Annotated in this window: 26 protein-coding genes; 22 read left to right on the top strand and 4 right to left on the bottom strand. The window is 49.1% G+C overall.

All coding sequences use genetic code 11. From position 1 onward, the window contains the following. Window positions 1-14 precede the first annotated feature (14 nt). Genes VP472_RS17080 through nagA form a run of 3 tightly spaced genes read right to left on the bottom strand, consistent with a single transcriptional unit; the run spans window position 15 to window position 2,672 of the window. Complete coding sequence (locus VP472_RS17080) at window positions 15-746, bottom strand: GntR family transcriptional regulator (RefSeq protein WP_012118554.1); 732 nt, start codon at window positions 744-746, stop codon at window positions 15-17. A 13-nt stretch (window positions 747-759) separates the two neighbouring features. Then, the gene (gene nagB, locus VP472_RS17075; protein WP_003151453.1) at window positions 760-1,485 is read right to left on the bottom strand and encodes a glucosamine-6-phosphate deaminase; all 726 of its coding nucleotides are present in this window, start codon (window positions 1,483-1,485) and stop codon (window positions 760-762) included. Next, window positions 1,482-2,672, bottom strand: coding sequence for an N-acetylglucosamine-6-phosphate deacetylase (gene nagA, locus VP472_RS17070; RefSeq protein WP_146275592.1), 1,191 nt, complete (start codon window positions 2,670-2,672; stop codon window positions 1,482-1,484). The genes nagB and nagA overlap by 4 nt, the downstream gene beginning before the upstream one ends. Before the next feature lie 169 nt (window positions 2,673-2,841). On the opposite strand from nagA, the gene hprK reads away from it, so the two are divergent. Genes hprK through VP472_RS17050 form a run of 4 tightly spaced genes read left to right on the top strand, consistent with a single transcriptional unit; the run spans window position 2,842 to window position 5,802 of the window. Next, window positions 2,842-3,774, top strand: a complete 933-nt coding sequence (gene hprK / locus VP472_RS17065; RefSeq protein ID WP_003151456.1) for an HPr(Ser) kinase/phosphatase — start codon at window positions 2,842-2,844, stop codon at window positions 3,772-3,774. 14 nt (window positions 3,775-3,788) lie between these two features. Next, complete coding sequence (gene lgt, locus VP472_RS17060; RefSeq protein ID WP_101562471.1) at window positions 3,789-4,604, top strand: prolipoprotein diacylglyceryl transferase; 816 nt, start codon at window positions 3,789-3,791, stop codon at window positions 4,602-4,604. 25 nt (window positions 4,605-4,629) lie between these two features. Then, complete coding sequence (gene ppaX, locus VP472_RS17055; RefSeq protein ID WP_070082441.1) at window positions 4,630-5,280, top strand: pyrophosphatase PpaX; 651 nt, start codon at window positions 4,630-4,632, stop codon at window positions 5,278-5,280. Between the two features lie 3 nt (window positions 5,281-5,283). Beyond that, a complete protein-coding gene (locus tag VP472_RS17050; RefSeq protein ID WP_077722911.1) occupies window positions 5,284-5,802 on the top strand; it encodes an acyltransferase in 519 nt (172 codons plus the stop codon). A gap of 17 nt (window positions 5,803-5,819) precedes the next feature. Here the strand turns inward: VP472_RS17050 and VP472_RS17045 are convergent, their stop codons facing one another. Beyond that, the gene (locus VP472_RS17045) at window positions 5,820-6,545 is read right to left on the bottom strand and encodes a C39 family peptidase (protein ID WP_146275590.1); all 726 of its coding nucleotides are present in this window, start codon (window positions 6,543-6,545) and stop codon (window positions 5,820-5,822) included. A 241-nt stretch (window positions 6,546-6,786) separates the two neighbouring features. Between VP472_RS17045 and VP472_RS17040 the strand changes: the two genes are divergently transcribed. The 18 genes from VP472_RS17040 to VP472_RS16955 all read left to right on the top strand — a co-directional run bounded on the left by VP472_RS17040 (window position 6,787) and on the right by VP472_RS16955 (window position 24,796). Further along, on the top strand, window positions 6,787-7,959 hold the full coding sequence (locus VP472_RS17040; RefSeq protein WP_003151461.1) for an ATP phosphoribosyltransferase regulatory subunit: 1,173 nt from the start codon (window positions 6,787-6,789) through the stop codon (window positions 7,957-7,959). After that, a complete protein-coding gene (gene hisG / locus VP472_RS17035) occupies window positions 7,952-8,593 on the top strand; it encodes an ATP phosphoribosyltransferase (protein ID WP_015387648.1) in 642 nt (213 codons plus the stop codon). Before VP472_RS17040 ends, hisG begins: the two co-directional genes overlap by 8 nt. Next, complete coding sequence (gene hisD, locus VP472_RS17030; RefSeq protein WP_146275587.1) at window positions 8,590-9,903, top strand: histidinol dehydrogenase; 1,314 nt, start codon at window positions 8,590-8,592, stop codon at window positions 9,901-9,903. The genes hisG and hisD overlap by 4 nt, the downstream gene beginning before the upstream one ends. Beyond that, window positions 9,869-10,453 (top strand): imidazoleglycerol-phosphate dehydratase HisB, encoded by a 585-nt coding sequence (gene hisB / locus VP472_RS17025; protein ID WP_007614023.1) that lies wholly within the window; start codon window positions 9,869-9,871, stop codon window positions 10,451-10,453. Before hisD ends, hisB begins: the two co-directional genes overlap by 35 nt. After that, complete coding sequence (gene hisH, locus VP472_RS17020; RefSeq protein ID WP_146275585.1) at window positions 10,454-11,092, top strand: imidazole glycerol phosphate synthase subunit HisH; 639 nt, start codon at window positions 10,454-10,456, stop codon at window positions 11,090-11,092. It abuts the gene before it with no gap. Then, a complete protein-coding gene (gene hisA, locus VP472_RS17015; RefSeq protein WP_146275584.1) occupies window positions 11,089-11,826 on the top strand; it encodes a 1-(5-phosphoribosyl)-5-[(5-phosphoribosylamino)methylideneamino]imidazole-4-carboxamide isomerase in 738 nt (245 codons plus the stop codon). Before hisH ends, hisA begins: the two co-directional genes overlap by 4 nt. Further along, window positions 11,823-12,581 carry an imidazole glycerol phosphate synthase subunit HisF gene (gene hisF, locus VP472_RS17010; protein ID WP_070082436.1) on the top strand — a complete coding sequence of 253 codons (759 nt, stop codon included), beginning with the start codon at window positions 11,823-11,825 and terminating at the stop codon, window positions 12,579-12,581. The genes hisA and hisF overlap by 4 nt, the downstream gene beginning before the upstream one ends. Further along, entirely contained in the window at window positions 12,578-13,198 is a 621-nt protein-coding gene (gene hisIE / locus VP472_RS17005; protein ID WP_102422864.1) for a bifunctional phosphoribosyl-AMP cyclohydrolase/phosphoribosyl-ATP diphosphatase HisIE, read from the top strand. The genes hisF and hisIE overlap by 4 nt, the downstream gene beginning before the upstream one ends. 211 nt (window positions 13,199-13,409) lie before the next feature. Further along, window positions 13,410-15,179 (top strand): ABC transporter ATP-binding protein, encoded by a 1,770-nt coding sequence (locus tag VP472_RS17000; RefSeq protein WP_007407428.1) that lies wholly within the window; start codon window positions 13,410-13,412, stop codon window positions 15,177-15,179. A gap of 87 nt (window positions 15,180-15,266) precedes the next feature. After that, window positions 15,267-15,884 (top strand): hypothetical protein, encoded by a 618-nt coding sequence (locus tag VP472_RS16995; RefSeq protein ID WP_146275582.1) that lies wholly within the window; start codon window positions 15,267-15,269, stop codon window positions 15,882-15,884. 36 nt (window positions 15,885-15,920) lie between these two features. After that, a complete protein-coding gene (locus tag VP472_RS16990; RefSeq protein WP_015387652.1) occupies window positions 15,921-16,598 on the top strand; it encodes a response regulator transcription factor in 678 nt (225 codons plus the stop codon). Beyond that, window positions 16,595-17,656 (top strand): sensor histidine kinase, encoded by a 1,062-nt coding sequence (locus tag VP472_RS16985; protein WP_146275580.1) that lies wholly within the window; start codon window positions 16,595-16,597, stop codon window positions 17,654-17,656. The genes VP472_RS16990 and VP472_RS16985 overlap by 4 nt, the downstream gene beginning before the upstream one ends. 115 nt (window positions 17,657-17,771) lie before the next feature. After that, on the top strand, window positions 17,772-19,226 hold the full coding sequence (locus VP472_RS16980) for a tetratricopeptide repeat protein (protein ID WP_146275578.1): 1,455 nt from the start codon (window positions 17,772-17,774) through the stop codon (window positions 19,224-19,226). 396 nt (window positions 19,227-19,622) lie between these two features. After that, entirely contained in the window at window positions 19,623-21,035 is a 1,413-nt protein-coding gene (locus VP472_RS16975) for a peptidoglycan DL-endopeptidase CwlO (RefSeq protein ID WP_003151485.1), read from the top strand. A gap of 206 nt (window positions 21,036-21,241) precedes the next feature. Then, window positions 21,242-22,192: a thioredoxin-disulfide reductase gene (gene trxB, locus VP472_RS16970; protein WP_007407423.1), complete on the top strand. Its 951-nt coding sequence runs from the start codon at window positions 21,242-21,244 to the stop codon at window positions 22,190-22,192. Between the two features lie 273 nt (window positions 22,193-22,465). Beyond that, window positions 22,466-22,933: an 8-oxo-dGTP diphosphatase gene (locus VP472_RS16965; protein ID WP_003151491.1), complete on the top strand. Its 468-nt coding sequence runs from the start codon at window positions 22,466-22,468 to the stop codon at window positions 22,931-22,933. A gap of 25 nt (window positions 22,934-22,958) precedes the next feature. Next, window positions 22,959-23,846 carry an RNase adapter RapZ gene (gene rapZ / locus VP472_RS16960; RefSeq protein ID WP_012118535.1) on the top strand — a complete coding sequence of 296 codons (888 nt, stop codon included), beginning with the start codon at window positions 22,959-22,961 and terminating at the stop codon, window positions 23,844-23,846. Further along, window positions 23,843-24,796 (top strand): gluconeogenesis factor YvcK family protein, encoded by a 954-nt coding sequence (locus VP472_RS16955; protein WP_003151493.1) that lies wholly within the window; start codon window positions 23,843-23,845, stop codon window positions 24,794-24,796. Before rapZ ends, VP472_RS16955 begins: the two co-directional genes overlap by 4 nt. Window positions 24,797-24,807: the final 11 nt, after the last annotated feature.

Genomic DNA, 24,807 nt, shown 5'->3' with positions numbered 1-24,807 from the left:
CGGTTGGAGATGTTTCATTTCACCCTGTCCATATAATGCACGAATGTGTAGCGGTCGCCTCTGTAGGCGGATTTGACGTGCTCAAAGGCAGTGCCGTCCTGCAGATAAGTGGTCCGCTTGATATAGAGGACGGGGGCACCGGGCTGGATACCGAGCAGCTCAGCTTCTTCCTCGGAAGCGGCTCCCGGTTCAAGCTCTTGTTTTGCCCGTGAGATCGGCATCTGATTGTACGCTTCAATATGCTCATACATGGATGATTGAAAATGGGAGGCATCCAATTTTCCCGCCTTGTCAAACGGGATGTACGATGCCTCAATCGCCATCGGGATATCATTTGCCAGCCGGACGCGGATGATTTTATGAAGCGTTGCCGGATAGCCGCACCCCAGGATAGAAGATAATTCTTCCGTCGCCTGAATCAGCTGGTATTCGGCAAGTCTGCTCCCCGGCTTCATGCCCCGGCTTCTCATATCTTCGGTGAAGCTTGTCAGCCCTTGAAGCGGCTGTTCCATCTTCAGTTTGCTGACGAACGTTCCCCGGCCTTTCTGTCTGTATAAAAATCCTTCATTCACCAAATTGGAAAGCGCCTGACGCACCGTCATTCGGCTGATGCCGAATTGTTCGGCGTATTCCCGCTCCGACGGAAGCAGCGCATCCGCTTTCAGCTCGCCGTTTTTGATTTGTGTTTTCAATTGTTCCATAATCTGAAAGTAAATCGGAATCGGAGATTGTTTATCAATCTGCATAGGTCAAATCCTTTCAATCGCCGCCCGCAGCCTTTTCATCAATCAAGACCGTCACATCCGGATGCGCGTGCAGGGCGGAGGCGGGGAATGCTTCGCTGACGCGCCCGTCCAGAAGCTGCTTCACCGCTTGGGCCTTGCTTTTTCCGGATGCCATGATCAGAATCCGTTTGCCGGACAAAATCGTCCCGATCCCCATTGTCAGGGCTTTTTCAGGGACTTGATCAATTGACGGAAAGTACCGCGCATTCGCCTGTCTTGTCTCTTCATTCAGCTCAACGACATGGGTTCGGGATTCAAATGGCGTCCCGGGTTCATTAAAGCCGATATGGCCGTTGTGTCCGATGCCTAAAAGCTGTATATCCGCTCCGCCGAGTGTTTGAATCAATCGGTCATAGCGCCCGCATTCGGCATCAAGATCGTCTGCCCGTCCGTCAGGGAGAAAGTGGCGGTCCTTTCGGCTGTCGATATGTGCAAAAAAATGTGTATTCATATAATAATGATAGCTGTTTTTGTCCTCGGGAGAAAGCCCGGCGTATTCATCAAGGTTGATCGTCGTGACATTCCGGAACGACAAGCCTTCTGAGCGGTGCATCCGCACAAGTTCTTTGTATACGCCTTCAGGAGTGCCTCCCGTCGCAAGGCCGAGAACGGCATCCGGCTTTTGTTTCACTGTTTCAGCGATAATCGCTGCGGCTTTTTCACTTAATTCTTCATAATGTCTGCATGTGATAACATTCATGTCCAATCAGCCTCCCTTGAGATATATGCGGTGTTTCCGCGGCAAATCGTGGCCAGCACGCCGCACTGTCCGTCCGTCAGAACAACGTCGGCGTCTTTTCCTTCGGCGATGCTTCCTTTACGGTCGAATATGCCGAGGCGGCGGGCCGCATTTGCCGATGTCATATTTGCTATATCCGGCCATGAGCAGTTTGTAAACCTGCGCATGAGCGCCGCGCCTTCATTCATTTTTAAAATGGAACCGGCCAGCGTTCCGTCAGAGAGGAGCGCCGTGTCCCCGCGAACGGTGACTTTTTGCCCGCCGAATTCGTATTCTCCGTCCTTAAGCCCTTTTGCCCGCATGGAGTCTGTAATCATGATCAGGTTTTGGCTTCCTTTCGCCAAATAAGCAAGCTTTACAGCCAGAGGATGAGAATGAATGCCGTCAGTGATCAGCTCCGCCGTGATGCGGCCGCAGGCGAGAGCCGTGCCGATGCCCCCCGGCTCACGGTGATGAAAGGAGCTCATGGCGTTAAAGAGGTGCGTCATATGCACCGCCCCGGCATCAGCCGCTTTTTGTAAAAGCTCGGCTCCTGCGTCTGTGTGTCCCATTGACGGGATGATGTTTTGGTCTTTTAAATAACGGATCAGGCTGAAATCAGGATCTTCTTCGGGCGCGAGCGTCACGATTTTGATCAGCCCTCCCGAGAGCCGCTCCCATTTCTGAAAGAGCCCGGCATCGGCCGGCGTAATCCATTGTTTCGGCTGTGCTCCCGCCTTTTTCGGAGAGACAAACGGTCCTTCTAAATGAATGCCGATCAACTCAGCGCCTTTTTGGGTCTGCGGTGAGGAAGACGCCCATTTTTTGGCGTTGATGAGCGCTTTTTCAATGTTTTCGTGCTGCTGTGTGATCGTTGTCGCTAAAAAAGCGGTTGTTCCTTCTTCGGGCAGCCGGGCGGACAGTATATCAAGAGCCGCAACATCGGCATCCATCGTATCCGCACCGTATCCGCCGTGAATATGGATATCAATCATTCCGGGAAGCGCATACGAGCCCTCGGGCGCCTTCCATTCCTTCTCATACGTTTCTTGCGGCCTTGTTTTTCCCGCGTAAGAAATGATGCCGTCCTTTATACCGAGAAAACCGTTTCGGATGATTTCTTTTTCTGTTACGATGTCCGCACCGCTGATTAACAAGCTTTCAGCCACTTTAAAACACGCCTTTCTGGTTAGTTGTTAGTTTTATTTTACTCCTTTTCAGACTAGTTATCTAGACCAGTCATGCCGGAATTGTATAAATCTGTTTTGGTTCAGACGGTAAAGTGATAAAATATAACTGTTCAAAGCACGGAACATCCCAGAACAGGAGGAACATATCTTGGCAAAGGTTCGGACCAAAGACGTAATGGAACAGTTCCATTTAGAATTGATCAGCGGAGAAGAAGGGATTAACCGCCCGATTACGATGAGTGATTTATCACGGCCCGGTATTGAAATCGCCGGTTATTTTACATATTACCCGAGAGAACGGGTGCAGCTTTTAGGAAAAACGGAGCTGTCATTTTTCGATCAGCTTCCCGAGGAAGATAAGAAACAGCGGATGAAATCGCTGTGCACCGATGTGACGCCGGCTATCATACTTTCCAGAGATATGCCGATCCCGCCGGAGCTTGTAGAAGCTTCCGAGCAAAACGGCGTGCCTGTGCTCAGATCCCCTCTGAAAACAACCAGGCTGTCAAGCAGGCTGACGAATTTTCTTGAAAGCCGTCTCGCGCCGACAACGGCCATTCACGGCGTGCTTGTGGATATATACGGCGTCGGCGTGCTCATTACGGGAAAAAGCGGCGTCGGTAAAAGTGAAACGGCGCTGGAGCTTGTCAAACGAGGTCATCGTCTTGTCGCGGATGACTGCGTTGAAATCCGGCAGGAGGATCAGGATACCCTTGTCGGGAACGCGCCTGATCTGATTGAGCATCTGCTCGAAATCAGGGGGCTCGGCATTATAAATGTCATGACGTTGTTCGGGGCGGGCGCCGTCAGAAGCAATAAAAGAATTACAATCGTCATGGACCTTGAGCTTTGGGAGCAAGGGAAACAATACGACCGTCTCGGACTTGAAGAAGAAAAAATGAAAATCATTGATACGGAAATTACAAAACTGACCATTCCCGTCCGCCCGGGGCGGAATCTCGCCGTTATTATCGAAGTTGCGGCGATGAACTTCAGATTGAAGCGGATGGGCTTGAATGCTGCCGAGCAATTCACGAATAAGCTGGCGGATGTCATTGAGGACGGCGAACAAGACGAATAGGAGTTGGCAATAATATGAATGAAGCAGGAACACCGATCAATCCGATTGCCTTGCAGCTCGGGCCTTTATCCGTGCACTGGTACGGAATCCTTATCGGCGCGGGCGCGTTATTAGGGCTTTGGATGGCCATGAGGGAGAGTGAAAAGCGGGGGCTGAAAAAGGACATTTTTATTGATCTTGTTCTTTTCGCCATCCCGATCGCAATCATTTGCGCAAGGGCATATTATGTGCTTTTCGAGTGGAGCTATTACTCGGAACACCCCGGGGTAATCATTAAAACTTGGAAAGGCGGCATTGCGATTCACGGCGGATTAATCGGCGCGATCGCAACGGGAATTGTCTTTTCAAAAGTAAGAGGCATCTCATTCTGGAAGCTGGCGGATATTGCCGCGCCGAGTATTCTGCTCGGCCAGGCCATCGGACGCTGGGGGAACTTTATCAACCAGGAGGCTCACGGTGGAGCGGTCAGCCGGTCATTTTTGGAAAGTCTGCATCTTCCGGATTTCATCATTAATCAGATGTACATAGACGGACAATATTATCACCCGACGTTTTTGTATGAATCGCTGTGGAGTTTTGCGGGCGTCGTGATTCTGCTTCTGCTCCGCCGCGTGAACCTGCGCAGGGGCAATCTGTTTTTGACGTATGTGATCTGGTATTCAATCGGCAGATACTTTATTGAGGGAATGCGGACGGACAGCCTGATGCTTACGAGCCAGCTTCGGATCGCGCAGGTCATTTCCATTGTGCTGATTGTACTTGCGATTATTTTAATGATTTTCAGACGCATGAAGGGGTATGCCGATAAGCGGTATGCTGACACGGACTGACGACTGAAATCGGAAAGGACATAAGATGACTGATAAACGTGTAACCGCCATTTTATTCGATCTCGACGGCACGCTGATTGACACGAATGAACTGATTATCGCTTCTTACCTTCATACGCTTGATCATTATTGCCCGGGGCAGTTCAAAAGGGAAGATGTGCTCCCGTTTATCGGCCCGCCTCTGTACGAAACGTTTTCAGGCATTAATGCCGAAAAGTGCGATGACATGATCAGCATGTACAGAGCATTCAACCATGAAAAGCACGATGAGCTCGTCACGGAGTACGAAACGGTTTATGAAACGCTTGATGAATTGAAAAAAGCGGGCTATCAGCTCGGTATTGTCACCACAAAGCTGAGGGATACAGTCAATATGGGATTGAAGCTGACAGGCATCGGGGCGTTTTTCGATACTGTCGTCACGCTTGATGATGTAAAGCACCCGAAGCCTGACCCCGAGCCTGTGCGGCTTGCGCTCAGCCGGGTTGGGTGCGATCCGTCGGAAGCCATAATGGTCGGTGACAATTATCACGATGTCATGGCGGGAAAAAACGCCGGCACGAAAACAGCCGGCGTCGCGTGGACGATTAAAGGCGCACAGGCGCTTTCCGCCTATGAACCCGATTATATGCTCGAGAAAATGAGTGATTTATTGCACATCACCGGAGTGAAGTAACCCGTGAGAAAAACAGACCGCCATCCGGTTTCAGGTGCAAATTCATTGTGGCATGTTTATCAGACGGTTCCCTTTCTGAAGGTGATGAAAAATTTCATCATCATTCAGATCGCAAGGTATACGCCGTTTTTAAGCGTGAAAAACTGGCTGTACCGAACCTTTTTGAAAATGAATGTCGGAAAACAGACGTCATTCGCGCTGATGGTGATGCCGGATATCATGTTTCCCGAAAAAATCACTGTCGGAAAAAACAGCATTATCGGCTACAATACGACGATTTTGGCTCATGAATATTTAATACATGAGTACCGGACCGGTTTTGTCACAATCGGTGACGAGGTGATGATCGGGGCAAACACAACGATTCTGCCCGGCGTCACCATCGGGAGCGGAGCCGTTGTATCAGCCGGCACGCTGGTGCACAAAGATGTCCCCGCCGGGGCGTTTGTCGGAGGAAACCCGATGAAGCTGATCTATACGCACGAAGAAATGAAAAAACGAATGGAAAACCCCGCAGATTAACGTCAGCGGGGTTTTTTTTATGACTTGATCACAATGGCCTGGCTGCCCATCTGCTTCCAGGCTTTTTCAAAGTCAGACCGGTCTGTTTTTCTGTTTTTATAGCCGTAAGGATCATTAACGTATACATAATCGTGATCATAACCGGTTACGGCTACGCTATGCATGCTGAACGTAATGTCGATCTTTCCGTTCGGCGTATCCCAAGTCTGCATATGATCAACCGGCTTAAAGGATGTGGTGGTAATCACCCAGACCGGCCGCCCTTTTTCAAGCTGGCGGTACACTGAAGAAATGTCTTTTCCCGTAAGATCGTATACTTTGTTTCCCGCATATTCTTTGGCAAGTTTATCAATCGGCTCATGATAAACGCCTAAACCCGGGCCGTTTTCCATATCTCCGGCAAATCCTTCATTCGGATCTCCCTTCAGCCCGCTGCTGTATGTGAGCGGAACTTTATTGATTTTATCCGCCAATGTATTTTTTGACACATGATGTCCGGCATTGTTCAAAATCATGGCAAGGCTGGTCACCTCACAGCCATTGTACAGTCTGGGAGAATCCATCTGCCTGTACAGAACGACATTCAGCGGTGACGCGCTCCCTTTTAACGGTGTTTTCTCATCAGGCTCGTCGGACTGCTGATTGAAAAAATTTAAATGAATATCGTTTGTATAGATGTTATATCCCAGATAGACAAGGACGGCTGTCAGAATCAGCACACATAATGTTCCAAGCGTCTTCATTATCAATTATTCTCCCTTGTTTCTGATGAAGCTGTTCTATGTATTATAGCACTTCTGCTCAATATGATTCGATTGTTCCGATATGTTTACAGGTTTGTTCATTCTTTAGCCATGTTTATGGAAAAGAATAGGCGGACATTGGGCGTTGCAATCCATTCTTTTATCTGCTAACATATTATCATATTAGCGAACTAAAGGATTCGGAATTTTCCTTCAGACAAAGCGGAGGTGTAAAAGGCAAATGTTTATGTTTGAGAAACCGCATGGCATGAGAGATACGCTGCCCGGTTTATACGAAGCAAAGAAAAAAGTCCGTTCCACACTGACGGATTTAATTGATAAATGGGGTTATCAGTTTATGGAGACGCCGACCCTTGAATTTTATGAAACAGTAGGCGTCCAGTCAGCCATTGAAGAACAGCAGTTGTTTAAGCTTCTCGATCAGGACGGAAAAACGCTTGTGCTTCGGCCTGACATGACCGGACCGATTGCCAGGGTGGCGGCATCTAAGCTGCACAAACACAATCATCCGCTCAGAGCGGGGTACGCGGCAAGCGTCTATCGCGCTCAGGAGCGGGAAGGCGGACGTCCGGCCGAATTCGAACAGGTCGGCGCGGAGCTGATCGGCGACGGATCAACAAGCGCGGACGCCGAGGTGATTGCGCTGGCGGCCGGCGCTTTGAAAAACGCGGGATTGCACCGGTTTAAAATCGCGATCGGCCATGCCGGACTCGCTGATGAGCTGTTTGTCGAGGTTTTGGGCAATGCCGAGCGGGCGGATGTTCTGCGGCGCTTTCTCTTTGAAAAGAATTACGTGGGATACAGGGAACATGTCAAATCGCTTCCGCTTTCTTCAATAGACAAAAGCCGGCTGCTCGCACTTTTGGAATTGCGAGGCGGGAAAGAGATTTGCGCGAAGGCGGAGGAGATCATCGGAATCTCCGGACAAAGCTTAATTCAGGAGCTGGAAGACCTGTGGGACATTCTTGAGGATTACGGGTGTGCCGAGCATATTCGCCTTGATCTGAATATGGTAAGCCATATGAGTTATTACACGGGAATTTTATTCGAAGTGTACGCGGCAAATGTCGGTTTCGTCATCGGAAGCGGCGGACGCTATAACAATCTCCTCGGCCATTTCGGCAGTCCCGCTCCCGCCACGGGCTTCGGGCTCCGTATCGACAGGCTGATTGAAGCGCTCGGCATTCAGGAAGAAACAAGTGAAGCGGACGCCGTGATTTTCAGCAAGGAGCAGCGGGCCCAGGCGATTTTATTCGCGGAGGAAGAAAGGGCGAGAGGCAGAAAAGTCGTCCTGCAGGATCTGGCGGGCATTGAAAATATCGATCATATGACAAAATCATTCGCAAACGTCACATACTTTATCGGTGCCAGAAAGGAAGAGAGGAATGGGTAAGGTACTCACAATGGCAATGCCAAAAGGACGAATATTCGAAGAAGCGGCCGGGTTGCTGCGGCAGGCCGGATACAGGCTGCCCGAGGAGTTTGAAGAATCGAGAAAACTGATCATTGACGTTCCTGAAGAAAATCTCCGCTTTATTCTGGCAAAGCCGATGGATGTTACGACTTATGTCGAGCATGGCGTCGCTGATGCCGGTATTGCCGGAAAGGATGTCATGCTTGAGGAAGAGCGTGACGTGTATGAGGTGCTCGATCTGAAAATCAGCAAATGCCATCTCGCCGTTGCGGGGCTTCCCGGGGCGGATTGGAACGGAGTCGCACCGAGGATTGCGACGAAATATCCGAATGTTGCGTCGAGTTATTTCAGAGAGCAGGGCGAGCAGGTGGAAATCATTAAGCTGAACGGCTCCATTGAGCTGGCGCCTTTAATCGGGCTTGCTGACAGAATCGTAGATATCGTATCAACCGGGCGGACATTAAAGGAAAACGGTCTCGTTGAATCAGAACATATTTGTGACATCACATCGCGTTTTATCGTCAATCCGGTCAGCTACCGCATGAAGGATGATGTAATCGACGAAATGGCGGCCAGGCTGGCACGGGTTGTGGAAGGAGAAACGGCAAAATGAAAATAACCGCAGTAAAAAGTAGCGAGCGGTTCTCACTGAAGCGTTCCATCGACAGCGGAACCGAAGAGCAGCGGAAAACCGTCAGGGGGATTATTGAAGACGTCAGACAAAACGGTGACAAAGCCGTTTTGGCCTATACAAAAACATTTGACGGCATCAGCCTGAACCGGATGGCCGTGAGCGCAGAGGAAATCACCGAGGCGTACCGTCTGCTTGATGATCAGCTGCTGGAAGTGATCAGGCAGGCGATTGCCAATATTAAAGAATATCACGAGCGCCAGCTGCAATCCTCTTGGTTTTACCATCGCAAAGACGGCTCGATGCTCGGACAGAAAATAACGGCGCTCGATTCCGCGGGCGTATACGTGCCGGGCGGGACGGCCGCTTATCCGTCTTCCGTTTTAATGAATGTCATCCCCGCTCTCGCTGCGGGAGTGGAACGGATCGTTCTCGTCAGTCCTCCGGGAAAAGACGGCCGCCTTTCGCCGGGCGTTCTGGCGGCGGCCTCTGAGCTCGGCATAAAAGAAATTTACAAAGCGGGAGGCGCGCAGGCGATTGCCGCGCTCGCTTACGGAACGGAAACGATACAGCCTGTTGATAAGATCACGGGCCCCGGAAATATATTTGTAGCACTCGCGAAGCGCGAAGTCTTCGGCGTTGTGGATATTGACATGATTGCCGGGCCAAGTGAAATCGTGGTCCTGGCAGACGATACGGCGGTGCCCGAAGAAGTCGCCGCTGACCTGCTTTCACAGGCCGAACACGATATGCTCAGTTCAAGCGTGCTTGTCACCGATTCACAGAAGCTTGCCGAAGCCGTATCAGATGAGGTGAATAAACAGCTTCAGACCCTGCCGCGCAAAGAAATCGCCGAAGCGTCGATCAGGGATCACGGCCGCATTTATATCGCGGAATCGATGGAAGATGCGGTGGACACGGTGAATGCGCTGGCGCCCGAGCATTTAGAAATCATGACGCATTCGCCGGAGGCTTTGCTTGGAAGCATCAGACACGCGGGGGCGATTTTCTTAGGACGATACAGCGCTGAACCGGTCGGCGATTATTTTGCCGGACCGAATCACGTTTTGCCGACAAACGGAACGGCGCGGTTTTCAAGCCCGCTGAATGTAACAGACTTTCAAAAGAAATCGAGCATCATCTCTTACAGCCGGAAGGCATTTGAAACGCACGCGGACAGCATTGCCGCCTTTGCGAGACTGGAAGGGCTTGAAGCGCACGCAAGATCGATTGAAGCGAGAAACGGAGGAATGACCGATGAGAAAAGCGGAACGCGCCAGAACAACAAATGAGACGGATATTAAGCTGGCTTTCGAAATAGACGGAGAAGGAAAAGCCGACATCAGCACGGATGTGCCGTTTATGACTCATATGCTTGATTTGTTCACAAAGCACGGGCAATTCAATTTAACGGTTGACGCAAAAGGCGATACGGAGATAGATGATCACCATACGACTGAAGATATCGGCATCTGTTTAGGGCAGGCTTTTTTGGAGGCGCTCGGTGATAAAAAAGGGATCAAACGGTACGGATCAGCGCTTGTGCCGATGGACGAAGCGCTCGCCCAAGTCGCCGTAGACCTGAGCAACCGGCCGCACCTTGAGATGCGCGCTGCATTTCCGCAAGCGAAAGTCGGAACGTTTGATACCGAGCTGGTACATGAATTCCTATGGAAACTGGCGCTCGAAGCGAGAATGAATCTGCACGTCATCGTTCATTACGGCACGAATACCCATCATATGATAGAAGCCGTGTTTAAGGCGCTTGGCAGAGCGCTTGATGAAGCGTCATCCATTGATCCGCGCGTCAAGGGTGTGCCGTCTACGAAAGGAATGCTGTAAATGATCGGTGTAATTGATTACGGTATGGGCAATTTATTCAGCGTGTCGAAAGCGCTGGAACGCGTCCGGGTCCCGTATGTCGTATCAGACCGGCCGGAAGAGCTTGAAAAAGCGGATGCTTTTATTCTTCCAGGTGTCGGATCATTCAGTGACGCCATGGACAATTTACGCAGCACGAAGCTTGATCAATTCATACACCGTATGGTTGACGAGGGTAAGCTGCTCCTCGGCATCTGCCTCGGCATGCAGCTCATTTTCGAAGAAAGCACCGAAAACGGCTCTGCAAAAGGACTTGGTTTATTAGCCGGAAAAGCTGTGAGACTCAAAGACAGAGATGCCGAAGGAAACAAGCTGAAGGTGCCGCATATGGGCTGGAACCGGCTGACGTTTCACCAAACGTCTCCTTTGCTTTCGGAAGCGGAAGAAGGATTCGTTTACTTTGTCCATTCCTATTATATAGACGGGCTGGAAGACGGCGATCTTCTGGCAAGCGCTGAGTACGGCGTTCGTGTTCCGGCAGTCGTCGGGAAACGCAATGTCTTCGGTGCACAGTTTCACCCGGAAAAAAGCGGTACGGCCGGAATGGCGATCTTAACGCAATTTACAAAAATGGCAGCGGAACAGAAGGTGAAGAAATGAACGCTTTTACATTATATCCGGCAATCGATATGAGAAACGGCAAATGCGTCCGCCTCATCCAAGGCGATTACGGCAAGGAAACGATATACGGTGACTCTCCTTTAGACATGGCGGCGCAATTTGCACAAGAAGGCGCTGAATGGATTCATCTCGTGGATCTTGACGGCGCGAAAGCAGGCAGGAAAGTAAACGACAGGCATGTTCTTGACATTGCGCGGCAGCTTGATGTCAAAGTCGAGATCGGCGGCGGGATCCGTTCTGAAGCGGATGTGTACGGTTATTTATCACAAGGCGTTGATCGCGTCATTCTCGGCAGCTCGGCCGTATCCGATCCGGCATTTGTGAAGAGCATGCTGAAACAATACGGCGGCAAAATCGCGATCGGCCTTGATGCAAGAAACGGATATGTCTCGACGGAAGGCTGGCTGGAAACATCTTCGGTAAGGGCGGCCGATCTGGGCCGTGAATTGGCGGCCGAAGGAGCGGAAACCTTCATTTTCACGGATATTGCAACTGACGGCATGCTGTCAGGCCCGAACATCGAAAGCACCGTTCAGCTCGCAAAAGCAACGGGAAAAGACGTCATCGCTTCGGGCGGAGTCAGCTCAGTCGCCGACCTCAAAGCACTGGCCCGCTTCAAAGACGCAGGCGTATCGGGAGCGATTATCGGAAAAGCGCTGTATACCAAACATTTTTCATTGGCTGAAGCGCTCAGCGGGGTGAAGGACGCATGATCACGAAACGAATCATTCCGTGTCTCGATGTGAAAGAAGGACGCGTCGTCAAGGGCATACAATTTCTCGGGCTGAAAGATGCGGGCGATCCTGTCGAGCTGGCCGAAGCCTACGACAGGGAGGGCGCTGACGAACTTGTTTTTCTCGACATTTCCGCCTCTCACGAAGGCCGCAAGACGATGACAGACGTCGTAGAACAAGTTGCGGCAAAACTGGCGATTCCGTTTACGGTCGGCGGCGGAATCAATCAATTAAGCGATATGAAACGAATGCTTCGCGCCGGCGCTGATAAAGTATCCGTTAATACAGCGGCCGTTCTCCGACCCGAGCTGATTACGGAAGGAGCTGAGTTTTTCGGCTCGCAATGCATCGTAGCGGCGATTGACGCAAAGTATGACGAAGATTCGGATTGCTATAAAGTGTACACACACGGCGGCAGAAAGAAAACCGAGTGGGAAGTCACGGCCTGGGCAAAAGAAGCCGTCAGCCGGGGAGCGGGTGAAATCCTGCTGACAAGCATGGACGCAGACGGTGAGAAAACAGGCTTTAATCATACGCTCACACAGCTTGTCTCACGTGCCGTCCCGGTGCCCGTCATTGCGTCAGGGGGAGCCGGCAGCGCGCGCCATATGCTTGAAGCCTTCACAGTCGGTGAAGCGGACGCCGCGCTTGCAGCTTCCATTTTCCATTACAAAGAGACATCTATAAAAGAAGTGAAAGATTATATGAAGAAACACGGGGTGAATGTGAGATGAAACAGGCAGATGAACTGCGGTTTGACGAGGCCGGACTGATACCCGCCATCGTACAGGATGCGGCAAGCAAAGAAGTGCTGACACTGGCTTATATGAACCGAGAATCCTACGAAAAAACGATAGAAACGAAAGAAACCTGGTTTTACAGCCGTTCACGCAGAGAGCTGTGGCATAAAGGAGCGACATCGGGGAATACCCAAAAGGTGATAGCCATCCGTTATGATTGCGATCAAGATGCCCTCGTCGTGCTTGCGGAGCCCTCAGGACCCGCATGCCATAAGGGAAGCTACAGCTGCTTTTCCACGGAAAAAGCAGACGCGCAGGATCGTTTCGGCATCTTGAATGAACTGGAAAGCGTAATCGCCAAACGGCAGGCGGAGATGCCTGACGGAGCCTACACAACGTATCTGTTTCGGGAAGGCGTCGATAAAATCCTCAAAAAAGTCGGAGAGGAAGCCGCAGAGGTTATTATCGCCGCGAAAAACCGCGACCATGAAGAATTAAAATGGGAAGCGGCAGATTTGCTGTATCATTTGCTCGTTCTTCTGCGTGAGCAGTCGCTTCCTTTGGATGACGTGCTTGATGTCCTTGCGAAACGCCATTCAGCATCTGGGTAAAACAAACCTCACGGAGAGATCCGTGAGGTTTTTATTCTGTCAAACTTAAACATTCAATAAAATATTCCTTATTTCCGCAACCGGAGGCAGATGAATTTGATAATATTGACTAATAGAGTTTATTTTGGTTTTTATCAAAAATATACGTTTTGTTCATATTCCGTTCATGCACATCCGTTATAGTATAAACAGTGATATAGGAGGAAAACATATGCCGAATAAACAACCAAAACCTAAAGGGAAATTCAGCTCATTCTTTTCATTAGTCAAAAAAACAAAACCATCATACGGTATGCTGGCATTCGCGCTGTCTCTCAGTATTGTGACAACGCTCGTCAGCCTGCTGATTCCGCTGTTGACAAAGCAGCTCGTTGACGGCTTTTCCATGTCGTCGCTGTCAGGCGTGCAAATCGGAATCATCGCAGCCGTGTTTATCGTACAGGCCGCATTAAGCGCCTACGCCACCTACGCCCTGAACTACAGCGGCCAGAAAATCATCTCGGGACTGCGTGATTTGTTGTGGCAGAAATTAATTAAACTGCCCGTCTCTTATTTTGACAAAAACGCCACGGGAGAAACGATCAGCCGTGTCACCAATGACACAATGGTGGTAAAAGAGCTGATCACAAACAATATCAGCGGATTTATTACCGGAATCATTTCCGTTATCGGGTCACTGACGATCTTATTTTTCATGAACTGGAAGCTCACATTGCTCGTGCTGATCGTCGTGCCGCTGGCTGCGGTGATTTTAGTGCCGATCGGCCGGAAAATGTTTAAAATTTCTCGGGAAACACAGGATGAAACGGCGAGATTCACCGGATTATTAAACCACATCCTCCCGGAAATCAGGCTTGTAAAAGCGTCAAACGCTGAAGAAGCGGAATACGGACGCGGAAAAGCAGGCATCATGGCGCTCTTTAAACTCGGGCTGCGTGAAGCGAAGGTGCAGTCGCTCGTAGGCCCGCTTATTACACTTGTATTAATGGCGGCGCTGGTCGCTGTCATCGGGTACGGCGGGATGCAGGTGTCATCCGGTGAATTGACAGCCGGCGCACTCGTTGCCTTTATCCTGTATTTGTTTCAAATCATTATGCCGATGGGCCAGATCACTTCATTTTTCACACAGCTTCAAAAATCCGTCGGCGCAACGGAACGGATGATTCATATTCTTGCAGAAAAAGAAGAAGATATCCAAACCGGAAAAGCCATTGAAAACGCAGATCAGCCGATTAAGCTCGAACAAGTCTCATTCGGCTACAAAACAGATCAAACCATCTTAAAAGACATTACGGCTACGATTGAGGCCGGCAAAGTCACCGCGATCGTCGGACCGAGCGGCGGCGGAAAAACAACGTTATTTAAGCTGCTTGAACGATTCTACAATCCGACTGCGGGCAGCATCCTGCTCGGAAATGAACCGATTGATGCATATTCCCTTGAGTCATGGCGGGAGCATATCGGCTACGTGTCGCAAGAAAGCCCGTTAATGTCAGGCACCATCCGCGACAATATCTGCTACGGATTAAAACGCGAGGTGACTGATGAGGAACTGAGGCAAGCGGCTGACATGGCCTACGCCCTGCAATTTATTGAAGACTTACCGAAGAAATTTGAAACAGAGGTCGGTGAGCGGGGAATTATGCTGTCAGGCGGACAGCGGCAGCGCATCGCCATTGCCAGAGCGCTCCTTCGCAACCCGAGCATTCTGATGCTTGATGAAGCGACATCAAGTCTGGACAGCCAATCTGAAAAATGGGTGCAGCAGGCGCTGGAAGTTCTAATGGAAGGCCGCACCACGATTGTGATCGCCCATCGTTTATCCACGGTTGTGGATGCAGATCAGCTTCTCTTTGTCGAACAGGGTGAAATCACCGGACGGGGCACACACCATGAATTAATGGCATCCCATTCGCTATACCGCGATTTTGCGGAGCAGCAGCTGAAGCTGAATGCCGACTTAGAAAACAAAGCTGTGTAAAGCAAGACTTTATGAATAGAAAGCAGCTGAAAAAGCTGCTTTTTATTTTGCAGCCGGAATCCTATTCATTGGAAGCGGGGGTGAATTATGAAAAAACGCACAAAGATTTTTTATTGTCACGCGGCCTTACTGCTCGTATTCATGACTGCCGGGTGTACGGACGGTAACGATGAAGAGCCGAGCCATTCTTCAAGTCCGGCCGGAGAAAGCAGCGGCATCAACAAGGCTGAAACAGCATCAGCGGCAGAAAAAAAAGAACCCGTAATCAAAGATTCACATCACATCTCTGCGGACAAAAGCGAACCGAACAACATGTCGGCAAATTATTCTCCTCTGCAAATTGAATATGCCCGCATCTGGCTGCAGCTTGGGGAAAATCAGCAGATAGATGAATTGAACGTTCGCCGCATTCCGGCCGGAGCACTCGTCAATCCTGACGATCATACGAGCGCCCGCTATCCGGAAGATGTTACGCAGTTAGCAGGCTCCCGGTTAGTCGATGGGTCAGTCACTTACAGCAGCAATGGTGACGGCACCATTCAGGTATACAATGTTCCTTTGCGCTGGGAGTCTCGTGAAGATACTGATCAAGGCGAAATGAAAGAAGTGACGGAGGAAATGATCCGCCATACAAAAAAAGTGTCTGTCGATACAGGAGACAATGAAAAAATAAGACGGTTAATAGACATCATGTCGATTCATTAAAAGAAGACAGGCAAAAAAGCAGAAGGAGGGATTTTCATGGCTGTCATATTGGTTGCGGATGACGACCGCCATATCCGTGAGCTTGTCCGCCTCATGATGGAGCAGAGCGGCTTTGACGTCGCAGAAGCGGAAGACGGGGAAGCGGCGGTGCGGCTGATCGAATCAGCACCTATTGACCTCATCATACTGGATGTGATGATGCCGAAAATGGACGGGTTTGAAGTCAGTGAAGCCGTCCGCAGCTTTACGGACATTCCGATTTTGATGCTGACGGCAAAAGGCGAAACGCTGGACAAAGTGCAAGGTTTTACTTCCGGAGCGGATGATTATCTCGTCAAACCGTTTGAGCCGCTTGAGCTGGAAGCAAGGGTCAAAGCATTGCTGAAACGGTACCGGATCACCGCTGAAAAACTGCTGACCATCGGAAATGTCACATTAGATAAGCAATCCCGCACCGTAACGCGCGGCGGCGGAGCGGGATTGACGCTGCCCCGGCGTGAATTTGAGCTTTTATTTAAGCTCGCCGGTTATCCGAATAAGACGTTTTCAAGAGAACAATTAATAGAAGATATTTGGGGCTTTGATTATGAAGGTGACGAGCGGACGGTTGATGTGCATGTTAAAAGGCTGAGGGAACGGTTTCCGGAAAAGGACTATCCGTTTGCCATCCATACGGTGCGGGGGCTCGGGTATCGGTTTGTGGTGACAGAATGAAACGGATCTTCAGAACGGCTGGAAAAATCATCATCCTTCTCACCGTCACCGCATTCTTATGGCTGGCGGCTCACCTGATCGTTCAGGGATTCGGTCTCATATGGCCGGTTTTGCTTGTGCCGTACGCCGAGCAGATTCTGACGCTCTGGCTTGTTTTCGGCCTGCTGTTTGTAACGATGTTTATTTTTTCGAAGTCAGCACGTGAAAGACATCATGCGATCTGGGATTCGCTGACCGCCACGATCAAGCAAATGTCCAGCGGCAACTTCACCGCGGCCGCCTCCAGGAAAATGGAGAAGATTGAACGGGACCACCCCGTGACGAAATTGGCTGATGAACTGTCGACACTCGCCGCGGAACTGAGTGAAATGGAAAAGCTGAAACAAGAATTTATTTCGAACGTTTCCCATGAAATCCAAACTCCGCTTACTTCATTAAAGGGCTACGCGCATCTTCTGAAAAAACCGGATTTATCATATGAGGAGCGGGGGCGCTACTTACACATCATCGAGACAGAAACAGAACGATTATCAAAAATCAGTGAAAATCTGCTGAAGCTCACTGCGCTTGAACGCCAAACCGAACCGATACAAAAAAAACCGTTCCGCATTGACAAACAGCTGCGGCGCACCATATTGACCTGTGAGCCTGAATGGTCCGCCAAACAGATTGAGTTTCTCATTGATTTACAGGAGTCGTATGTGTACGGAGATGAAGCGCTGCTCAGCCAAGTATGGATGAATCTGATTCACAATGCCGTAAAATTTACCGGTGAAGGCGGCCGCATTTCCGTTAAAATTGTTGATCTGCCGGGAGCGGCGGCTGTCGAAATCGCCGACGACGGAATCGGAATGGAGCCTGAACAGGCGGAGCGTGTATTTGAACGGTTTTATAAAGCGGACAAGGCGAGAAACGCAGGGGGAAGCGGGCTCGGCCTGTCCATCGCCCAAAAAATCGCAGAGCTGCACGGCGGTTCGATAGAGGTTGAGAGCAAGCGCGGCGAAGGAGCCCTTTTCCGCGTCATTCTTCCAGCCGAGCCTCGTGAAAAAAACAGCTAAAATCTGGTCGAACCAGCCAGTAAAAAACGAAGCCGATCCTGTCTTTTGAACTATTGAGGCGAAACCGTTTTATGGTATACTACTGACGGTAATACGTATAAAACGGAGGATATTTGTGGGAAAACACACTTCTGAACAGAAAAAGCACGCGCAAATTGTCCAGCTGCTTCAGGATGGACAATATTTTTTTCATAAAGGCTTAAAAGCATATAAAGAGCGGAATTTAAAACGGGCCAGCAAACTGATTCAGCGGGCCGTCCACCTCGAGCCGAATGATTCCGAAATGCTGTCCCGGCTGGCCGTCATTTATTCTGAAATGGGCCACTACCAGCAGTCAAATGAGCTGTTCGACTTTATTTTGGTGAACCTGAAAGAAGAAATGCCCGAGTGTCATTATTTTAAAGCGAATAATTTCGCGCATTTGGGGCTCTTTCAGGAAGCATACAAAGAAGCGGCGGCTTATTCAGATGCCGATCCGGACGGGGAATTCAGCGAAGAGATTGAAAATCTGATGGAGCTTTTGGATTTCGGCGAAGCGGGTGAAAACGAATCGCTCTATGACCAGGATGAGCTGCTGATCAGGCAGGACCGGGCAAAAATGCTTCTTGAGAGCGGCCAGCTTCATGAAGCGGTTGTCATGCTTGAAGAGATTACGGCCGATTACCCCGAGCTTTGGTCTGCATACAACAACCTGGCGCTCGCTTACTTTTACTCAGGCAATGTTACAAAAGCGAAACAGACGGTATTCGAAGTGCTTGAGAAAAATGAAGGCAATCTCCATGCCCTGTGCAACCTCCTTGTATTTTGCTATTACGAGAGGGAAGATGTAAAAGTCGGAGAACTGAGCGGAAAACTCGCCAACGTGTATCCGATTTTATTCGAACAGCGCTATAAGCTGGGGGCGACGCTTGCGCTTGTCGGCAGACATGATCTCGGTTATAAATGGCTCCGTTCTCTTTACAAAAGCGGGTTCGAAGGCGACGAAACGTTTTATTACTGGCTTGCCGCCTCAGCTTACGGGACAGGCCGCACAGAATTTGCAGAAACCATTTGGAAAAAGGCCGAAGCCGAATTTCCCGAATCAGACCGGCCCGCGCCTTGGGCGGAGCGGCAGGAACCGCTGCCTGCTTCACTTGAACAGCGGCTTGCCGCCTATTATATCAGCAGCGCTGAAGGAGAGCGGAACCAGCTTGAAAAAGTTCTGACGGTAAAACGCGCCGTTTCACCGTTTGAACAAGATTTCGTCAGACTGCTGCTTTCCGGTGAAAAAGGCGCTTCAGACGTCTCCGGTGACGCGCTGTTCACGTATCGGACGGTCAAGCTTCTGGAGAAAGCGGAAGCCGACAGTTTAAAAACTGACGTCATGAGCTGCTGGGTTTTTCACGTCATTCAGCACATCCGCGCCGCCGCTGCCGTACAGAATGAGCGGGCATGGGCCGCAGCCATCGCATACGTATGGAAAGAAGCAAACGGCGAAAAAACGACGAAAAAAGAAACGGCCGCCGTTTACGGTATAACCCCGGCAACCCTTTCGAAATACATCAGACAAATAGATGATATATTAGAATAAAACCGATTCTTTCTATATAAAGAGTCGGTTCTTTTTTTATCATAAAGGGGCAAAACAGAACTTTACCGCCGAAAAAAGAGGTATTCATACGTATTTTTTTGCTTTTTGAATCGAAATCAGGCCGTAATCACCGTTTATTTTGCGAAATATGAGATTTGCAATCACATTGAAATATAACTGTAATAAAAATTGTCGAAACATGATGGTATAATGAGTCTCGTACATAAGAGATTAGTTTATTTTACATGTGCTGTATAATCTATACCAATTAACCAGATTCAAAGAATCGTACATAAAAATCATCAGCCTCACGGGTATGTGAGGGAGCGTAACTTTGATGTTCATAATAGAATTCCAAATGAGAACAGGTTTAAAGTAAAAGGGAGGAAAGAAAAAGTGAAAAAGAGTTTATTAACACTTGGTTTGGCTTCCGTCATCGGGACAAGCAGTTTTTTAATCCCGTTTACAAAAACTGCATCGGCGGAAACATTAGACAGCAAAAAAGCGAAAATTGAAAGCAAACAATCTGAGGTGGCTTCAAGCCTTGAAGCAAAAGAAAGAGAATTGTCCAAGCTTCAGGACAAGCAGGCTAAGATTGAAAAAGAACTGAAAGACATTAACGCTAAAGCGTTGGATACAAGCAATAAAATCGAAGATAAAAAAGCTGAAAACGAAAAAACGAAAAAGCAGATCGCTGATTTGAAAAAAGAAATCAAAGAAACAGAAGCGCGTATTGAAAAACGCAATGAAATCCTGAAAAAACGCGTTCGTTCTTTACAGGAAAACGGCGGTTCTCAAGGATACATAGATGTACTTTTAGGAGCGACAAGCTTCGGAGACTTCATTTCCCGTGCGACTGCAGTATCTTCTATCGTTGATGCGGATAAAGACCTGATCAAACAGCAGGAGCAGGATAAAGCGAAACTCGAAGACGCAGAGGCTGAACTTAACGTGAAGCTGAAAAAAGTTCAAGATGATCTTGCGAAACTCGAGTCTATGCAAAAAGACCTGAACAAACAGCTTGATCAGAAAGACAAGCTTTTCGACGAAGCGAAAAACGGTCAGAAAAAAGCGGCTTCCGCTATCTCTGATCTGAAAAAAGAAGCGTCACAGCTTGCAAACCAAAAAGCTGACACTGAAAAAGAACAGAAGCGCATTAAAGCTGAGCAGGCTGCAGCGGCTGCCCTGATCAAAAAACAGGAAGAAGCGCAAAAAGCTTCTGAAGACCAAAACCAAAAAGATGACAGCCAGCCGGCACCGGCGGTTAAAACTGTGAAAAAAGCGGCTGTTTCAACATCATCTGATTCATCTGACAGCTCAAGCAAACCGAAGAGCACTTCAGGCGGATCATCTCATAACAGCGGCGGTTCAGATGATTCTGACGGCGGATCTGTTATTTCAAATTCAGGCGGTATTGAAGGCGCGATCAGCGTAGGATCAAGCCTTGTGGGTCAATCTCCGTATAAATTCGGCGGCGGACGCACTCAATCCGATATTGACAACCGTATTTTTGACTGCTCTTCATTCGTACGCTGGGCTTATGCTAACGCAGGCGTTAATCTCGGACCTGCAAGCGGCACAAACACAGATACATTAATCGGAAGAGGTAAAGCAGTAAGCGCGTCTGACATGAAACGCGGAGACTTAGTTTTCTTCAACACGTATAAAACAAACGGCCACGTCGGCATCTACTTAGGTAACGGAACGTTCCTGAACGATAATACATCACACGGTGTATCCATTGATTCTATGAGCAACCCTTACTGGAAGAAAGCATTCAACGGCAATGTAAGACGTGTCGTGCAATAATGAATAAGACAAGGGCCTTCTATCCCGGAAGGCTCTTTCTTTATTTGTATACCCGCTCAGGAGCTGCTTAATCACGGTTTCTCAGAAAAATGAGCAAAAAAATAGCGAATTGCCCTCAGATTTAATAGGATATGGGTAAGGAATACGATTGATGGGGATTCTTAGTCATATAGGGTGCGCCCCATTTCGAAAAGGAGTGAATCATGGTGTCAGAAGAAAAAATTTATGATGTGATCATTATCGGCGCGGGTCCGGCGGGGATGACCGCTGCTGTTTACACATCACGAGCGAACTTATCCACATTAATGATCGAAAGAGGAATTCCGGGCGGCCAGATGGCCAACACGGAGGATGTTGAAAACTATCCGGGTTTTGAAAGCATTCTCGGCCCTGAACTTTCTAATAAAATGTTTGAACATGCGAAAAAATTCGGTGCGGAATATGCGTACGGTGATATTAAAGAAATTGTTGACGGTAAAGAATATAAAACGGTCAAAGCCGGTTCAAAAGAATATAAAGCGCGCGCCATCGTCATTTCTGCCGGAGCGGAATACAAAAAGATCGGTGTCCCCGGCGAAAAAGAACTGGGCGGCCGCGGCGTATCGTACTGCGCGGTTTGTGACGGCGCGTTCTTTAAAAATAAAGAGCTTGTCGTTGTCGGCGGCGGAGACTCCGCCGTTGAAGAAGGCGTCTATCTGACACGCTTCGCTTCAAAAGTCACCATCGTTCACAGACGTGACAAATTGCGTGCGCAAAGCATTCTTCAGGCGCGTGCCTTTGACAATGAGAAAATTGACTTCAAATGGAACAAAACCGTAAAAGAAATCCATGAGGAAAACGGAAAAGTCGGCAGACTTACTCTTGTGGATACCGTGACGGGAGAAGAGGAAGAATTCAAAGCTGACGGCGTCTTTATTTATATCGGTATGCTTCCGCTTTCTAAACCGTTCGAAAACCTGGGCATCACAAATGAAGAAGGCTACATTGAAACAAATGCCCAAATGGAGACAAAAGTTCCAGGCATTTTCGCCGCGGGAGACATCCGTGAAAAAACGCTCCGCCAGATCGTAACGGCGACAGGCGACGGAAGTATTGCGGCTCAAAGCGTTCAGCATTATGTGGAAGAGCTTGAGGAAACGCTCAAAACCGTTAAATAATCACTGTAATGTTCAGTTTTTGAATCGTTACTGTGTTTTAATTACGCTGTAACACGGGTGAAATACTGATGTTTTAAGATGAATGTAGTAATTGACCCCCTTTTTAATGAATACACTTTGGCACGGATTCCAGTATCCGTGCCCTTTTTTTGCGATTTTTTGTTTTCTGTCAAATAAAAGAAAAGGATGTCGGTGTCTCTGCATTGTGAGAGACATGCCGAAACGGTATAATGAAGAGACGATGATTTGTTGAGAAGGTTAGGTGACGTACTTGTGCAAAGAGTGACAAATTGTGTGCTGCAGACAGATGATCAGGTTCTCCTTCTCCAAAAGCCGAGACGGGGCTGGTGGGTCGCGCCCGGCGGGAAGATGGAAAGCGGCGAATCCGTCAGAGATTCCGTCATCAGAGAGTACAGAGAAGAGACGGGCATTTATATACTAAATCCGCAGTTAAAAGGCGTGTTTACCTTTATTATTAAGGAACAGGAACAAATCGTGTCAGAGTGGATGATGTTTACTTTCGTCGCCGACTCCTACACGGGGCGGAATGTCGCTGAATCAGAGGAAGGCGTTCTGAAGTGGCATGACGTAAAAGATATCCACAGCCTTCCGATGGCCCCCGGAGACGGGCATATCCTTGATTTTATGATCAAGGGCCAAGGGCTTTTGCACGGCACCTTTACGTATACGCCGGACTTCGAGCTGCTCAGCTATCGTTTAGATCCGCAGCTTATCAAATAAAAGAAAGACCGCAGGGGGGAGAAAGATGAGTATGAATGAAAACCATGATATTCAGCTCGTCATCATTACGGGAATGTCTGGAGCGGGGAAAACCGTCGCCATTCAAAGCTTTGAGGATCTCGGCTATTTTTGCGTCGACAATCTGCCGCCTTCCTTGCTGCCGAAATTTTTGGAGCTGATGAAAGAATCAAGTTCAAAAATGAGCAAGGTCGCGCTTGTCATGGATCTGCGTGGACGTGAATTTTTTGACAGGCTGATTGAGGCGCTGGATGAAATGGCGGAAAATCCGTGGATTACACCGCGCATTCTCTTTTTAGACGCTAAGGATTCCATCCTTGTGACGAGATACAAAGAAACGAGGCGTTCTCACCCGCTGGCCGCTACCGGGCTTCCTCTCGAAGGAATCGCGCTGGAACGCCAGCTGCTTGAAGAATTGAAAGGGCGCTCTCAGCTGATCTATGACACATCGGATATGAAACCGCGTGATCTGCGTGAAAAAATCGTGGCGCATTTCGCCACGAACCAAGGTGAAACATTTACAGTGAACGTGATGTCATTCGGTTTCAAATACGGGCTTCCGATAGATGCCGACCTCGTGTTTGATGTAAGGTTTCTGCCGAATCCGTTCTACATTGAAAGCATGAGGCCGCTTACGGGGAAAGATGAGGAAGTGTCATCCTATGTGATGAAGTGGAACGAAACACAAAAGTTTATTGAAAAGCTTGTTGATCTGCTCGGCTTTATGCTTCCGTCTTATAAGCGGGAAGGGAAAAGCCAGCTTGTCATCGCGATCGGCTGTACGGGCGGCCAGCACCGCTCCGTCACGCTCGCTGAGTATTTGGCTGACTATTTTAAAAAAGATTTCTATACTCATGTCACTCACCGGGACATTGAAAAGAGAAGCCGGAAATGAATAAGAAGCCGAAAATCGCAATCTTCGGCGGCGGAACGGGTCTGTCCGTGCTGCTTCGGGGGTTAAAGCATAAGCCCGTTGATATTACGGCGATTGTGACAGTTGCTGATGACGGCGGAAGTTCAGGCCGTCTGCGGGATGAACTTCAAATTCCGCCGCCGGGTGACATCCGTAACGTACTGGCCGCTTTGTCAGATGTTGAGCCGCTCGTTGAAAATCTGTTTCAGCACCGTTTTAATAAGGGAGGCGACTTAACCGGACATTCGCTCGGCAATTTGATTTTGGCAGCGATGACAAATATAACCGGTGATTTCTTTCACGCTGTCACCGAAATGAGCAAGGTGCTGAATGTCCGCGGCAGAGTGCTGCCTGCTGCCAACACCAGTGTCGTTCTTCATGCTGAAATGGAGGACGGGCAGGTCGTCTCCGGAGAATCGACAATCCCTTCTTACGGCCAGCGGATTAAACGGGTGTTTCTTACGCCTGAAAAAATTGATCCGCTGCCGGAAACGATTGACGTCATCCGTCAGGCCGATTTAATCATTATCGGTCCGGGAAGCCTGTACACAAGCATTCTTCCGAATCTGCTCGTGCCGAAAATCGGAGAGGAAGTCGTCAAGGCCGCGGCCAAAAAAGTATATATATGCAACGTCATGACACAGCCCGGCGAGACGCTTCAATACAGCGCGGCCGACCATGTCAAGGCGCTGAACGATCATATGGAGCAGCCGTTTATCGACACGATCTTAATCAACAATGAGGAGATCCCTGACGAAATCAAAAGCAAATATGCGAAAGAGCTGGCCCGGCCCGTCGACTTCAATGTTGAAAAGCTGAAATCCATGGGGCTTGAGGTCATCAGGGATCAGATTATCACGTATAAAAATGGCGTAATCCGTCACGATACACATAAAGTGGCTTCTCTTCTTGTCGATTTATTAAGGGACTAGAGGCCTTTTGA

The organism is Bacillus sp. MT(2024), from assembly GCF_036362845.1.
In the GTDB taxonomy this organism is placed as follows: domain Bacteria; phylum Bacillota; class Bacilli; order Bacillales; family Bacillaceae; genus Bacillus; species Bacillus velezensis.
This window is presented reverse-complemented; position numbering and strand designations above follow the sequence as displayed.

What these genes read in the sequence shown, in the direction of transcription:
- VP472_RS17080 (WP_012118554.1), bottom strand. Translation starts at nt 746, where the DNA reads ATGCAGATTGATAAACAATCTCCGATTCCGATTTACTTTCAGATTATG.
- nagB (WP_003151453.1), bottom strand. Translation starts at nt 1,485, where the DNA reads ATGAATGTTATCACATGCAGACATTATGAAGAATTAAGTGAAAAAGCC.
- lgt (WP_101562471.1), top strand. Translation starts at nt 3,789, where the DNA reads ATGAATGAAGCAGGAACACCGATCAATCCGATTGCCTTGCAGCTCGGG.
- ppaX (WP_070082441.1), top strand. Translation starts at nt 4,630, where the DNA reads ATGACTGATAAACGTGTAACCGCCATTTTATTCGATCTCGACGGCACG.
- VP472_RS17045 (WP_146275590.1), bottom strand. Translation starts at nt 6,545, where the DNA reads ATGAAGACGCTTGGAACATTATGTGTGCTGATTCTGACAGCCGTCCTT.
- VP472_RS17040 (WP_003151461.1), top strand. Translation starts at nt 6,787, where the DNA reads ATGTTTATGTTTGAGAAACCGCATGGCATGAGAGATACGCTGCCCGGT.
- hisG (WP_015387648.1), top strand. Translation starts at nt 7,952, where the DNA reads ATGGGTAAGGTACTCACAATGGCAATGCCAAAAGGACGAATATTCGAA.
- hisD (WP_146275587.1), top strand. Translation starts at nt 8,590, where the DNA reads ATGAAAATAACCGCAGTAAAAAGTAGCGAGCGGTTCTCACTGAAGCGT.
- hisB (WP_007614023.1), top strand. Translation starts at nt 9,869, where the DNA reads ATGAGAAAAGCGGAACGCGCCAGAACAACAAATGAGACGGATATTAAG.
- hisH (WP_146275585.1), top strand. Translation starts at nt 10,454, where the DNA reads ATGATCGGTGTAATTGATTACGGTATGGGCAATTTATTCAGCGTGTCG.
- hisA (WP_146275584.1), top strand. Translation starts at nt 11,089, where the DNA reads ATGAACGCTTTTACATTATATCCGGCAATCGATATGAGAAACGGCAAA.
- hisF (WP_070082436.1), top strand. Translation starts at nt 11,823, where the DNA reads ATGATCACGAAACGAATCATTCCGTGTCTCGATGTGAAAGAAGGACGC.
- hisIE (WP_102422864.1), top strand. Translation starts at nt 12,578, where the DNA reads ATGAAACAGGCAGATGAACTGCGGTTTGACGAGGCCGGACTGATACCC.
- VP472_RS17000 (WP_007407428.1), top strand. Translation starts at nt 13,410, where the DNA reads ATGCCGAATAAACAACCAAAACCTAAAGGGAAATTCAGCTCATTCTTT.
- VP472_RS16995 (WP_146275582.1), top strand. Translation starts at nt 15,267, where the DNA reads ATGAAAAAACGCACAAAGATTTTTTATTGTCACGCGGCCTTACTGCTC.
- VP472_RS16990 (WP_015387652.1), top strand. Translation starts at nt 15,921, where the DNA reads ATGGCTGTCATATTGGTTGCGGATGACGACCGCCATATCCGTGAGCTT.
- VP472_RS16985 (WP_146275580.1), top strand. Translation starts at nt 16,595, where the DNA reads ATGAAACGGATCTTCAGAACGGCTGGAAAAATCATCATCCTTCTCACC.
- rapZ (WP_012118535.1), top strand. Translation starts at nt 22,959, where the DNA reads ATGAGTATGAATGAAAACCATGATATTCAGCTCGTCATCATTACGGGA.
- VP472_RS16955 (WP_003151493.1), top strand. Translation starts at nt 23,843, where the DNA reads ATGAATAAGAAGCCGAAAATCGCAATCTTCGGCGGCGGAACGGGTCTG.